General features: G+C 66.1%; 12 protein-coding genes. 4 read left to right on the top strand and 8 right to left on the bottom strand.

What is annotated here, in order from left to right; translation table 11 throughout:
• The first annotated feature begins 131 nt into the window (after positions 1 to 131).
• On the top strand, positions 132 to 296 hold the full coding sequence (locus AKJ09_RS54150) for a hypothetical protein (protein ID WP_205633621.1): 165 nt from the start codon (positions 132 to 134) through the stop codon (positions 294 to 296).
• Between the two features lie 92 nt (positions 297 to 388).
• Here the strand turns inward: AKJ09_RS54150 and AKJ09_RS06790 are convergent, their stop codons facing one another.
• The 8 genes from AKJ09_RS06790 to AKJ09_RS52725 all read right to left on the bottom strand — a co-directional run bounded on the left by AKJ09_RS06790 (position 389) and on the right by AKJ09_RS52725 (position 9,844).
• Positions 389 to 2,140: an IgGFc-binding protein gene (locus AKJ09_RS06790; protein ID WP_146646371.1), complete on the bottom strand. Its 1,752-nt coding sequence runs from the start codon at positions 2,138 to 2,140 to the stop codon at positions 389 to 391.
• A gap of 23 nt (positions 2,141 to 2,163) precedes the next feature.
• A complete protein-coding gene (locus AKJ09_RS06785) occupies positions 2,164 to 3,501 on the bottom strand; it encodes an RCC1 domain-containing protein (protein WP_169927323.1) in 1,338 nt (445 codons plus the stop codon).
• Entirely contained in the window at positions 3,498 to 4,808 is a 1,311-nt protein-coding gene (locus AKJ09_RS52735; RefSeq protein WP_169927322.1) for a hypothetical protein, read from the bottom strand. The genes AKJ09_RS06785 and AKJ09_RS52735 overlap by 4 nt, the downstream gene beginning before the upstream one ends.
• Positions 4,805 to 6,013, bottom strand: a complete 1,209-nt coding sequence (locus AKJ09_RS06780) for a sialidase family protein (RefSeq protein ID WP_146646369.1) — start codon at positions 6,011 to 6,013, stop codon at positions 4,805 to 4,807. Before AKJ09_RS06780 ends, AKJ09_RS52735 begins: the two co-directional genes overlap by 4 nt.
• Positions 6,010 to 7,278 (bottom strand): hypothetical protein, encoded by a 1,269-nt coding sequence (locus AKJ09_RS06775; protein ID WP_146646368.1) that lies wholly within the window; start codon positions 7,276 to 7,278, stop codon positions 6,010 to 6,012. Before AKJ09_RS06775 ends, AKJ09_RS06780 begins: the two co-directional genes overlap by 4 nt.
• Positions 7,279 to 7,296: 18 nt before the next feature.
• The gene (locus tag AKJ09_RS06770) at positions 7,297 to 8,016 is read right to left on the bottom strand and encodes a tetratricopeptide repeat protein (protein WP_146646367.1); all 720 of its coding nucleotides are present in this window, start codon (positions 8,014 to 8,016) and stop codon (positions 7,297 to 7,299) included.
• Positions 8,013 to 8,579, bottom strand: a complete 567-nt coding sequence (locus AKJ09_RS52730) for an RNA polymerase sigma factor (protein ID WP_169927321.1) — start codon at positions 8,577 to 8,579, stop codon at positions 8,013 to 8,015. Before AKJ09_RS52730 ends, AKJ09_RS06770 begins: the two co-directional genes overlap by 4 nt.
• Before the next feature lie 155 nt (positions 8,580 to 8,734).
• A complete protein-coding gene (locus AKJ09_RS52725; RefSeq protein ID WP_169927320.1) occupies positions 8,735 to 9,844 on the bottom strand; it encodes a hypothetical protein in 1,110 nt (369 codons plus the stop codon).
• 275 nt (positions 9,845 to 10,119) lie between these two features.
• On the opposite strand from AKJ09_RS52725, the gene AKJ09_RS06760 reads away from it, so the two are divergent.
• From AKJ09_RS06760 to AKJ09_RS06750, 3 genes are all read left to right on the top strand, one after another.
• A complete protein-coding gene (locus AKJ09_RS06760; RefSeq protein ID WP_146646365.1) occupies positions 10,120 to 11,073 on the top strand; it encodes a hypothetical protein in 954 nt (317 codons plus the stop codon).
• 88 nt (positions 11,074 to 11,161) lie between these two features.
• The gene (locus AKJ09_RS06755) at positions 11,162 to 11,692 is read left to right on the top strand and encodes an RNA polymerase sigma factor (protein WP_169927319.1); all 531 of its coding nucleotides are present in this window, start codon (positions 11,162 to 11,164) and stop codon (positions 11,690 to 11,692) included.
• On the top strand, positions 11,689 to 12,486 hold the full coding sequence (locus AKJ09_RS06750; protein ID WP_146646363.1) for an outer membrane protein assembly factor BamD: 798 nt from the start codon (positions 11,689 to 11,691) through the stop codon (positions 12,484 to 12,486). Before AKJ09_RS06755 ends, AKJ09_RS06750 begins: the two co-directional genes overlap by 4 nt.
• Positions 12,487 to 12,525: the final 39 nt, after the last annotated feature.

The following is a 12,525-nucleotide window of genomic DNA, read 5'->3' as shown; positions in this document are numbered from 1 at the left end:
GGTCCGTGAGAACGCTCCGTTCGGCAGGCGCCAGGCAGCGGCCGTGCGCTTTGTTGGCGTTCGTTCGTAAGCGTCGCGGGACGTGACTTCGTGCTTGACGTCGCCCTGGCGGTCTGGGGACTCCTGGCGCCGTGAACGACACGGCCACGCGGTGGCACGTGTGCGGCGGAAGCCGATCGATGCACCGCTGGCACGACTGCGTCATTACCGACGGCTACATGCACGGTCATTGGGCGACGAACGCCGTCTACGGCACCCAACCGTTGCCGGCCCAGCTCCTCGCCGGTGAACGGTGAACGCCGCGCATCACGCCGTGGCTGTCTTCACCGTAGGTGGGGAATGTGCGATGCGCCCCAGCTGACTCTTCCGTGGGGCGGGACGCGGGCGCTCATTGAACCTCGATCTTGAATGGCGAGGTGGGCCGGCTGCCTGCGCCGGCGGGGTAGCCGTAGCTTGCCGCGTAATCCGTGCCCCAAACGTAGAGCGCGAAGGGACCGTCGCTCGATGCCTCGTGGCGACCGTAGCTACACACCCCGATGTCGGTCGGGACGGACTTGCCCGCTCGCGTCACGTCGAGCCACGTGTACTCGATGTCTCCAGAGGTGCCCAGCGGCTGCCACCCACTCACCTTGCCCACGCAGTCGAGGTTCACGTCGTGGAAGCCTTTGGAGTCCTTCTTGCGGACGATGGTGAGCGTGCTCGTCGCGTACGTGTAGTCGACGAAGAAGACGTAGTTGTCGAGGAACTGCTCGTCCGGCACCACGTTGACGAAGTCCGGGTCGCCGTCCGAGGCGTACATGTTCGCGCCGCTCATGAAGTCGGCGAGGTAGATCGGATACGTCGAGTCCTGGCTGTGCACGTGGAACGTCTTGTCGGTCGCGAAGTCGACGAACTCGCCGCTACCGAGTGTGACCGGTGCGCCATCGGGAACGGATGGCTCCCACGTGAGCGTCGTTCCTTCGCGAGCGGCGCCGATTCGCCAGTACACGCGCTCGGCAAGATTTCCTCTTCGGGATTTGTAGGGGATACCCGAATACGAGCTTCCCCACTGGTTGACGGGCGGAATCTGTTGGTGAAGCGTATCGCACGCTTCGATCGTCGACGGGATGTAAGGACACTGCGTTCCGCCGAAGAGCGCCACCGGGTGATTCGATTCCAGTGGACTGCCCGCCAGACTCTCGAGCTGGCGGAATTCGAGGATTTGGCCCTTCTGCAGAGTCCACGAATGGGTGACGCCCTTGGCTGCGCCCTCCACGTTCACACCGGGCTTCACGTCGGCGCGCGGGTGAATACGCACGACGGTGTCGTCCTCTTGTGCGACGATCTGGACGAAGCGAGGGTCTTCGTCGCCCGGATATCCGTCGACGAGCACGTAGTTCGTACCCCACGACGACGTCGGCAGGAGAAGCGTGGCCGAAGGGATGTAGCTTTGGGCGCCGCCGTACGGAAAGGACGAGTACGCGGAGACGGGAACGTCGGTCTCGAGGTGGAACGCTTTGTAGATGCTGGTGTCGTGCGCGCTCACCACCGTGCCGTGGTACGCGACCTCGACGCCGCTCGGGCAGGGCACGAATGCCGCGCTGTTCGGGCCGGGCGTGCCTTGCGAGAGAAAGACGACGGCGACCTCGCCGGGAGGAACGGGGCCGTCGAAGTGCTCGTAATGAACGCCGTCCGCCGTGCTGGAGGCGCGATAGATGCTCTTCGAGACGTCGATGGCATCGCGGCCGAACGTGGCTTTGATCGTCGCCGGCGTCGTCCACGTATTGGCGATGAAGGCCGCGAAGCAAGATACGTCGGATGCCTGATGCGCGTCGGGAGGCGTGGTCCAGAACGAGCAACCCAGAGATCCCTGGCTTCCGACGGCGGCGTCGCAGGGCGTCGTGCACTTGCCGTTGCCGCATCCGAAGCCGTCGGCGCACCTCTCGACCACCTCGTCGGTACAGCCGTCGAGAACCTCGTGGAGATCGCGCGAGCACTTGCGTCCCGCGCAAGCTTCGGCCGGGATCGACACGGAGCCATCGTCGTCGGCCACGCGCGGTGTCGAGTCCTGTTCGAACGCGCGGTCGTCGGACTTGCACGCCACGAATCCGACGAAAAGAAACATCGAACCAACCGCCGTACATCGAACGAACGAGCTCATCACGTTCTCCACGGAAGACCGCGTCACGGGAAGACGACCGGGGTAGGGGAGGGGTGGCGTTCCTCGTCACGCATTCCTCGTCCGAGCTGTCCGGCGGCGTTGTATCCCCAGCACCAAACCGCACCCGCTCGCGTGAGCACGCACGTGGAGTACGAGCCCGTCGCGACGGACACCACGTCTTCGGGCGTGCCCTCCGCGAGCGCTGGCGTGTACACGTAGTCTTGCGCGTCCGTTGCACGTTCGCCGAAACGGTTCTTGCCGCCCCAACAGCGGACGGTGCCGTCGGTCAAACGTACGCACGAATGCGTGTGGCTCGCGGAGACCTCCGTTGGCCACGTGGTCGGCGGAAATGCCACTTCGACCGGAAGCTTCTCGTCGCTCACGTAGCCGACGCCGAGCATGGCCTCGCCGGCGGCGCCCCAGCAGAAGAGGCGTCCGTCGACGGTGACTGCGCAGGCATGTCCGAAGGCAGAGGAAACGCTACGAACGGCGGATATCCCAAAGACGGGACGCGGCGTGTAGTCGACGAATTCCGTCGTCTCGCGTCCGAGAGTGCCCTCCGCCATACCGCCCCACGAGAGGAGCTTGCCTTGTTCGTCGACGACGAAGCCGGTTACGGTCAGCGACCAGGTTGCCGACGACCAAGGCAACACGACGTCGCGCACCTTGCCGCCTAGTACGAACGGAACTCGAGGATCGGATTCGAGGAGATAGATACCCACGCCCCAACACACGGGCTCTCCGTCGGGCGAGACCGCGCAGGTGACGCGTGTCCCGTCACCTTGCGTGCTGCTCACTGCGATTCGAGCAGCCTGACCCGATTTCGTCGGAACGGCGATTCGCGTTGGGGTCGGACTGTCGGCCCCCCAGCAGTCGACGCCTCCGTCTTTCGTCACCGCGCACGTTCGGTCCGCAGTCGCGGCGATGTCGACGATGTCTTTCACGCCCTCCACGACGACGGGCGTAGCTCCGGGAGCGGCGTCCGGTCCGGCGTCGAGGGGGTCTGCGGAAGCGCCGGCGAAGGCTGGATTTCCCCAGCAGCGTGCCGTGCCGTCCGAGAGGACGCCACAATAATGCTGCTGCCCACCGACGAGGCGAACGATGCAAGGCGACGCATCACATTCCACACCGGGAGACTCTGCCCCGTCGTACGGCACACGGGCGTCGGCGATGCCCGCCTCGACCGCGCCGGAGTCCGTCGACGTGTTCGGGAGCACAGCGGTGGTTCCGTCGGAGGCCGCCTCTGGAACCTCGAATCGATCGCGTGGCTCGGACGCGTTGTCCCCGCAAGCGAGGAGCACGAGGACGCCTACTCCGAGCGCGGTCGTCGAGAACAGGAACGTGCGTGCGCGTCTCTTCATCGGGCGACCACCTGATGCAAGGCGATATTCTCTCCCACGACCCACAGCTCGTGCTCCGTCGAGGTCACGTTCCCGTCGATGGCGTGCAGCGGCGCGATGAGCGGTGAGCTCGTGATCGAGACGTGCGCGACATTCCACTTCACGCCGTCCCATCTCCGGACGATGCCCGGCGTCGCGATCATCCACACGTCGTCCGACGACGAGCTCCAGAGACCTTCGGGCGTGCTGCCGTAGGCGGGCTGCTCATCGAGTGTCCACACATAGTCCCCCGCGGGCATGGCTGCGCCCGCGTCGAACAGGTGATCGTTCGCCTTTCCCATCCGCGTGATCCATGTGCTGATCCCCGGATAGGCCACCGTGAAGAGCGTATGGACGCCGTCGGAGCTCAGGGTGCCCCCGCGCAGAGCAATGAGCCGCTCGCTCTCCATGACCACGCGCTCCCACGCGTCGAGCGAACCAGTGTCGGCCGGTGGCGTCTTATCGCCTCGAAACCGGGCGGCCACGAAGTTGACAGGACAGCCGTTGTCAGAAAAGCAGCATTCTTTCCCGTTGTCGCTGCAATCGGTGGTTTCGAATCCGGTGATCCATACCTGGGAATCACGTTGATACATCGACGTGATCTTGTTCCTCGACGGCGCCTCGATGCCGTTCGGGAACTCGGACGGCGTGAACATGGGCTTTCCGTTGGTGTCGTGGTTGCCCGTGTAGCGGAAGATTCGATGGGCAGTGATCGCCCATACGTCCATCGAAGATGTGCTTCGAAATCGAAGAATGTCTTCGTCCGCGCCCAGATCCAAGGACTCGAAGAGGATGCCGCCACCCTTGCTCGTGCCGTGCGCCACGTAGTGGTCTTCGCCCGCGATCCAGATTTCGCTGTCGCTCGATCCCCACACCGTTCGGAGTGGCGTCTTCGCATCGAAGGCAACACGCCACTCTCCGGTCCAGTGAAGGAGATAGCCTTGCGCGGTGACGGCCCAAGCTTCGTGATTGGGGGCCGCCCATACATCGACCAAACTCAGACCTTTGGGGGGAGCGACCAGACCGCCGTCGCCGTCCGGAACGACGGGCAGCTTCGTGTGGCACCAGCCCTGATCGGTGCAGAGCTTGTCGGCGTCGATGGCCGCGTCGGCCGCGTCGGGCGGTTCGAGTTCGCGGCCAGCCTCCTCGGTCGCCGAGTCGCTGCTCGCATCAGGCGGCTCGGCGGGAGTCAGGGCGGCGTTCGATTCGCTTGCCGCGCAGGCGATCGCTCCGCGCCCGAAGAGGCCGAGCGTCGCGAGGGCCATCATGGTGGTTCGAATGCGCGTCATGGCCGGTTCCTGTTTTGTGTCGTGCGATGCAGAATGACGCCTTCGCCGACGATCCAGACGTCGTTTGGCCCCGTGCCCCAGATGCCGTAGAGGTTCGGCCGGCTGCCCGGCGGTAGTCCGGCATCGGCGATCGACCATGCTGTGCCGTCCCAGTGAAGGAGCGTGCCTTCGTCGCCCACGATCCAGACGTCGTTCGGGCTCGACCCCCACACAGCATGGAGCGCAAGGCTCGTGGGCGAGTTGACGACGTCGAAGGTCGAAGGCGCTCCCGTCGAGTGGCGGATCGTTCCGACGCTGCCGACGATCCAGATGTCGCTGGTGCTCGACCCCCAGATCCCTTCCAGGGTATTCGTCGTCTGACTGTCCCAGGCGAGCCATCGGGCTGGCGTCTCCTGGCTCGCGGGCTCGTAGCGGAAGATGTATCCCTGCTGGCCGACGCCCCACACGTCGTTCGGTCCGGCGCCCCAGATGCCTCGGATCGTCGCGTCCCAGCCGGAGGTGTCGAACTGGCGATACACGGTCTCCGCATTCCAGACGACGCCGCCGTCTTCGGACGTGCCTTTCGACCAGAAACTTCCGGGCGCGCCGAAGCGCGACGAGTAGGCTCCTCCCATCCAGATCGCGTCCTTCGAGCTTCCCCAGAGAGTCCAGGTGCGCCCCTCGCTCGCGAGGTCGTCGACCCATCTCTCTCCCTGCACGGACTCCCATTCGAGGCCGCCGTCGGGAAGCGCCTTGGAATGGAGGGGAGCACGCGAGGCGGCGATCCACACGTCGTCGCTCGCGGTACCGAAGACGGAGAAGAGCGCGACGTTGGTGCCGGAAGGCACCGTGGAGAACGTGTTTCCGTTGCCGTGGAGGATCGTGCCGCGCGAGCCGACGGCCCAGATGTCGGTTGCCGAGCTGCCCCAGATCCCGTTGAGGACCACGTCGGATGCCATCGGCGCGGTGACGGCACAGAAGTCGACCGCCGCGCAGTCGACCGGCGGTGGCGCGCACGTGTTCGACGCTTCGCAACCGGGATTGACGAAGACGTCTCCATCTCCGCCATCGGTCGTGGCGCCTGCGGCGTCTCCATTGTCGGGCAATCGGGTTTCGGGCGGCGCCGCGCCGTCCGTCTCGGTCTGGTCGGCGCACGCGGCAGCGACGACGGCGGCAGAGAGGAGGCCGAACACGGTCGACGACAACATCGAGCGATGGCGCTTCACTGGACGGTCCCCTTGCCGCCGTCGCATTCGATGGTGGCGCAATGGCCGGCCACGCAAGGCTGGCCGAGGCCGTTGTCACACGAGGCCCCGCACGCCCCGCAGTTGTGAGGATCCTTGTCGAGCTCGACCTCGCAACCGTCGTCCATGCGACCGTTGCAGTCCGCGAATCTGGGATTGCATTCCCAGCTGCAGCGACCACCGGTGCAGGCGGCTTTACCGTCTTTGCTGTCCCATCGATAGTTTGCGGGGAAGGGACATGAGAATCCGCACGAACCGCAGTTGTCGGGATCGGTATCCAAGTTTCGACACGTGCCATTGCACAATGTCTCGTTGGGATTGCACACTCCGGGCGGATTTCGGCACTGGACGGCCGTGTCGAAGGTTCCGAAGCAGGCCTCACCCGGCTTACACGCGTGTCCGCACGTCGCGCAGTTGGCCGGATCCGAGAACAAATTGATCTCGCAGCCATCGGCTTTCGTGCCGTTGCAATCGGCCCAGTAGACGTATTTTCCCGTCTCGCACTTCACCTTGCACTGCGAGTTTTCGCAGCCCCAGACCATGTGATCCGGATAGGTTCCCGCGTCGACTTCGTGATCGGCGCAGGAATAGCCACACGCGCCGCAGTTGTTGTCGTCGGAGCGGGTGTCTTTGCACTGGCCATTGCAGTCGATCGTGCCCGGGGCACATCCGCACCGGCCTCGGATGCAGCGCACGCCGGGGTCACACTTGATTCCGCAGCCGCCACAGTTGTCCGGATCGGTCTGGGGGTCGACCTCGCAGCCGTCGTCGACGATGCCGTTGCAGTCACGAAAGTTCTGGGGACTGCACGTGGCCTGACACTGGCCTTCGACGCAGGCTTCGACCATGTGGAGCTCGGCAGGAAGGTTCGGGCAGCTCGCCCCGCACGCTCCGCAGTTCGCATAGTCGTCGGCGAGATGGGTCGAGCACCGATATTTCGACACCTGACCGTAGCGGTTGGGACACGTGCCCCAGAGCGGAGGGCACTCGCTCGTCACGCACATCTTCGCGGTGCTTGCCGCGTCGTCGTCGAGCGAGGTTTCGGCGTCATCCGCGTCGACCGGTGACGTGAAGCTCGGCGTCGGCTCCGCTGCGGCGTCGTCGGGGCTTCCACCGATGACGATCGTGTCGGTGACGGACGGTGCGCACGACGTGGCGATGACGATCACCGAAGCGATCGCGGCGATGCCGATGGCGGTACGGTGCCTAGGCCGGTTGACCCGGGCGGTAGAGGAATCGAGGTTCATGCTGGCCGGCCCTGCGAGTCAGTGGATCGAAGCGAGGAGGGACCGAATTCGGCTCGCGTGGGGCCCATCGGGATTCTTGGCGAGAATGGATTCTCCGAGCGAACGGGCTCGATCGCGATCGCCTCTGGCAACGAGCGCCTCGAGGCGCATGACGGGCGCTTCTTCGGCGAACATTCCGTGTGGGAATCTGCGCTCGTAGCGGTCGAGCGCGCGAATGCAGACGTCCGTGTCGTTCTTCGACAATGCGGCGCGTGCCGACTCCATGATGGCCAATTCGTCGTTGAACGACGAATCGGTCTTGGCGGCACTATTTCGCTTTTCGTTCGCCATCGGCGCCGACGGAAGATCCTCGACGCGTATGCTCGCTTCGAATGGCGGCTCCGAAGGCGCGGGTGACGTCTCGGGAGCTTTCTCGACAGTCGCAGCAGGCGTCGCCGTAGGCTCGGTGGGACCCATCGCGCGATCCGAAGCCTTCGGCCACGCCGTCCAACCCACGCCGATGGCGCAGAGGAGGGCGAGCGACGCCGGAACCTTGGCGAAGAGCGCCCACTTCCAGCGTGCCGCCTGACGCGCCACACCGGCGGACGAGCCTGCCGCCTTCGTGGCTTGGAAATCGGAGAGCGCGCGCATGGCACGTGACGGATCCATCGAATCGCTCTTCGCGGCACTCAGCGCATCGCGCACCGCGGCGTCGTCCGCGGCGTCAATCAGGCGAGGCGGAAAACTCGGCTGGCTCATCGTCCACTTCTTTCGAGGTTGCGTTCGCTCGCGTGCGCGCGGGCAATGGCGGAACGGAATTCTTCACGGGCTTTGCGCAGCCTCGAGGAGACGGTTCCTACGGGAATGCCGAGGTGGTCGGCGATCTCCTGCCCGGTGAGCTCCTCGAGCTCGTAGAGGACGAAGACCACGCGCTTCTCTTCCTCCATCGACGTGAGAATGCGCTGCACCATCGCCAGGCCTTCTTTTCGACCCAGCGCATCCTCGGGACCGGGCTCCGACGTCGGCGATTGTTCGAGGTCCTCGACGTCCTTGGTTCGAGCGGTCGTTCTGGCACGACGTCGACCGAGATCGCGCGCGACGTTCACGCAAGACGCGCAGACGAACGCTTTGAGGACGGTCGGTCCCTCGAGCTCGTCGAACCTGCGATCGGCGGCGACGAGGACGGTCTGGAGCGCGTCGTCGATCTCCCGGTCGTGTACGCCGAGGCGACGTAGGACCCGGTAGGCCACGTCGATGAGCGGTGCGATGGCGGTCCGGAAGACGCGATCACGCTGCCCGTCGCGCGCGTCCGGCTCCGCCACGCCACTCCTCTCCGTGTTGACGGCAATGGCACCCTGCACCTTGGTAGAGTGTGGGGTTCGCACGGGTCGATCACGAAAAGTGAAGGGGACTGTCACGCCACCGACAAGTTCGGCGGAGTCCCTGATTTCAGGCACCGGCACCGATCGGCCGAGCTCTACAATCGCAGGGCCCCGAAGAGCCCGCCCGTCACGCCGACCACCGGCGCCTGCGAGACGAAGTCTCCGTTGGCGAGAGTGTATCGGTTGCGTGTGACGGGGGCGGTGACGACTGCATCGGCGCCAATCGCCCACCTCTCGCCCAATCGGAACGTGGCGCGCAGCGAGCCTCCGCGGTCGAACCAAGCCGTCGCGGTTCGCCTCGCGTCGGCGACTCCCCGCGCCTCGACGCGCAGGATGCCGACGTTGGCCTCGGCGCAGGGCACGAGCTCGAAGCGCCCGACGGCAACCCTCAGGGGGCAGAGTCGGATGGCCGCCGCGGACCACAACGCCTCCGAGCTTCCTCCAGGGACTTTGGTTTCGCTCGGCAAGCTCTGCCTCAACGCCAACCCGACGGACGGGGCGAGCCACGCGGGGACGGATCTCCCCAGATCGAAGCGCATCTCGACGCCCGCATCGAAGACCGGAATCGCCGTTCCGGTCACGATGGAGGTGAGCTCCGCGCCGGCCTCCACGGCGAATCGCACGACGTCCTTCTTCTTCGAAGGTGGCTTCGGCGCGACCGGGGGCGCGACGCGATCGGCTCGGCGAGGCTCGGCGACCGTGACGACGTCTGCCGGGGGAACCGTATCAGCGGTCGGCTCCGGTGGGGCTTCCGGAGGTGGCTCGTCGGTGGGAGCCGCACCGAGGGCACGAGGATCGATGGCGACCGCCATGATGATCGCGACGGCACGTGCGACGCCGTCACATTCGGGCCCGGGAAGCTCACGCGTCGAGCTGCGCCCATCGGCGGTTCGAACGACGAGCTTTCCAGCGACGCCGGTGCGAGTCGTCACGAAGCGAACGTCGAAGCTCCGCGCGCTGCCGTTCGCCTCCGTCTCCTTCCACTTCGTCGTGTAACGGCGCACGCTGGCGAGAAAGCGCTCCTTCGTAGGACACGCCCCGTCCGCGGTGTAGGCCACCGAAATGGCCTCGACCGACGGCGACGGCTCCGATTCGTCGCTCGCGAAGGCCGCGTTCGCGTACGCCTGGCTCGCGAACGTCATGAGCGCCGCGACCGTCCAAACGGGGCAGGCTGCCGGTGTCCACGCCCCGCGAGACCCGAGCATGTCCTCTCGAAGTACCGTTCCGCGCTCGACCAGGTCAAGCGCGAGCGACGCGCCCGGACGTGTCTCGAGCAACGAGCGTTGCTGCTCGTGCGCTTGACCGCACCGACGCGGCAGGGGACTATGGTGGTCACCTAGCCGAGCGACGTTCGAGCATGCGACCCCGGGCGGTCTTCGTGGTAGCACCGCCAGCTCTGCTCGCCGCCATGCTCGTGGCGACGCCTCGCTTGGCGCGCGGTGAGGACGCTGACGCTTCGGGGGCACTTTCGGAGCCGCGGGTGCAGCGGACGCTACGCGTCGACTACCAGGCCGAGCCGATCTGTCCGGACGAGCGGGCGTTCGTCGACCTCGCGAGGCAGCGCGTTCGTGAGTGGCCGGGACCTTCCGACCATCCAACGCTCGTCGCGCGTGTGGTGGCGCGCAAGGAGGGGCGCGGCTTCGAGGGCCGACTCGTGCTCGAGGACAGTACGGGGGCGTCGCTCGGCGTTCGTGAGATTCACGAAACGCGATGCGATGACGTCGTGCTCGCGCTGGCGCTCTTCCTCGGTGTTGCCCTCGAAGCCGATGCGGTCGAGGCGTCGCGAGCGAAGGGCGCGGTGCCTGCCGAGCCGGTCGTTCCTGCGAAGCCGCTCGAGGCGCCCAGGAGCCCGTCGACGCGAAGAGGGCCCCCACCATCCGAGGTGAAGGCCGAACGAAGCGCAGAAGTCTTCGTCACGGGTGGGGCCCACGGCGTGTCGGGGCGAACGCCGAACGTCGCTGCGGGCGTGGCGTTGGGACTCGAAGCGCGACCGCCTACCGACGCGCGTGTGGTGCCGTCGCTCGGACTCGCGGTGGACGTGGCGCCCTATTCGACGATCGAACGCGGTCGCGGGCACGTCACCTTCGGTTGGGGGGCGCTCGTTGCCTCGGGATGCGTTTCGTTCGAGCACTTCCGTGGGCCGCAGCGGGAAGGGCAGTGGGAGCCTTGGGCGTGCGCGCGTGCCGAGGTCGGTGCACTCCGGGCGGCATCGAGCGGTTACGAGAGGAACGAATCCGCCACGAAGCCTTGGCTCGGCGCTGGAGCCGAAGCTGGCGTCGCTCTCTGGGTCGCCCCTCGCGTGGCCCTTACCTTCGGCGGCGGGGCGACGGTGCCGATTCTCCGCCAGTCCTTCGTTCTCAGCGGGATGTCCCTGTTTCGCGTGCCGCTCGTAGCGGCCGAGCTTGGGGTGGGGATGAAAGTTCGTGTCTGGTGATAAATCGGCTCCCAGCCGGGAATGTCACGGAGAGGAGGCCCCGCAGGCGAACGTCATGTCGGTGAATGTCGCTCGTCCACTTTCGCTCATGCCAGCCGAAGCGATCGGCCGTGACGAGCGATTGCGACGTGCCGTCGACGAGCACTACCTGTTCGTCTGGCGGTCGCTCCGGCGCCTCGGGATCCCGAAGGGCGAGGCCGACGACGTCGCCCAGGAAGTGTTCCTCGTCTTCTCGCGCAAGCTGGATGGAGTCGAGGTCGGCGCCGAACGACCCTTCTTGTTCCGCTGCGCGGCGAACTTCGCGATGCACGCGAGGCGCGCGATTCTCCGGCGCCGCACGCTGCAGGAGAAGGCCGCCATCATGGAGTCGGACTCCGCGCACCCCAGCGTCGAAGACGATGCCGAGCGACAGGAAGAGATCGCCCTCGTCGATACGCTGCTCGCCGAGCTTCCCGACGAGCTTCGCGACATCGTCGTTCTCTGCGAGCTCGAAGAAATGACGCTTGCCGAGGCTTCTGTCGTCCTCGGCATTCCGCCCGGAACGGCCGCATCGCGGCTTCGTCGTGCGCGTGCGGAGCTTTCGGCGGGCATGACGCGTTTGCAAAGGAGTACGAAATGAGCGAGCTCGATCCGCAGCTGCGTCGAGCGTTCGCTACGGCACGTGGCGAGAGGCCGGACACCGACGAAGGCAAGTCTCGAACACTCGCCGCGCTGGGCGTGGGGGTTGCGAGCGCCACGGCGACGTCGAGCGCGAGCGCGTCGTCCGTCGGTCTCCGACTCGTCGGACTTCTCGGGTGGCGAGGTTGGTCTGCCGTCGTCGTGATCGCCGCGGGCATCTCGATTGCCACCTTGTCTTCGTCGCACGAAGAGAAGGAGACTTCGACGCTTTCCAGTCCGACCGTGCCGATCCCGGCAGCCACCATCGCGCCCGTCGTGGTGCCCGTCATGGCGCCGGTCGAAGCGTCACCTGCGTTCTCGATCGCCGATTTGCCGAATGCGGCGCCAGATTCCCCGAGAGTCGATCGCACGCCGAAAGGACCTCGGGTAGCTTTCAACGCAGCACCCGAGACTGCGCGCGAAGCTCCACTTCAGGAAGGCTCGTCGCTTCGCGAAGAAATCGACGCGCTCGAACGTGCGCGTCGTGCGCTCTCGGACCGCCATTGCGCGCAAGCGCGCCGTGCGCTCTCGGACTACCGTTCTCGCTTTCCGAACGGCAGACTCGAGCGCGAGGCTGACGTCGTCGACGTCGAAATCACCGGACGCTCGGGGGACGTCGCACACGCTCGCGCGGCCGCGCATCGTTTCGTTTCTCGTTTTCCGGACAGCCCGTATGCCATGCGTTTGACGCCGTGGCTCGGCGACGAGGGCTCCGAGATCAACGTGACGTCGTGCACCGATATGACGCGTCCGTGACGATCGCGTGATCAGAGTCGAACCCGCTGGGAAGTATAG

Source organism: Labilithrix luteola (assembly GCF_001263205.1).
Classification (GTDB): domain Bacteria; phylum Myxococcota_A; class Polyangia; order Polyangiales; family Polyangiaceae; genus Labilithrix; species Labilithrix luteola.
This window is presented reverse-complemented; position numbering and strand designations above follow the sequence as displayed.

Excerpts from the sequence above, each read along its gene's own strand:
- AKJ09_RS06790 (WP_146646371.1), bottom strand. The coding sequence starts at position 2,140 with ATGAGCTCGTTCGTTCGATGTACGGCGGTTGGTTCGATGTTTCTTTTC.
- AKJ09_RS06785 (WP_169927323.1), bottom strand. The coding sequence starts at position 3,501 with ATGAAGAGACGCGCACGCACGTTCCTGTTCTCGACGACCGCGCTCGGA.
- AKJ09_RS52735 (WP_169927322.1), bottom strand. The coding sequence starts at position 4,808 with ATGACGCGCATTCGAACCACCATGATGGCCCTCGCGACGCTCGGCCTC.
- AKJ09_RS06775 (WP_146646368.1), bottom strand. The coding sequence starts at position 7,278 with ATGAACCTCGATTCCTCTACCGCCCGGGTCAACCGGCCTAGGCACCGT.
- AKJ09_RS06770 (WP_146646367.1), bottom strand. The coding sequence starts at position 8,016 with ATGAGCCAGCCGAGTTTTCCGCCTCGCCTGATTGACGCCGCGGACGAC.
- AKJ09_RS52725 (WP_169927320.1), bottom strand. The coding sequence starts at position 9,844 with ATGCTCGGGTCTCGCGGGGCGTGGACACCGGCAGCCTGCCCCGTTTGG.
- AKJ09_RS06755 (WP_169927319.1), top strand. The coding sequence starts at position 11,162 with ATGCCAGCCGAAGCGATCGGCCGTGACGAGCGATTGCGACGTGCCGTC.
- AKJ09_RS06750 (WP_146646363.1), top strand. The coding sequence starts at position 11,689 with ATGAGCGAGCTCGATCCGCAGCTGCGTCGAGCGTTCGCTACGGCACGT.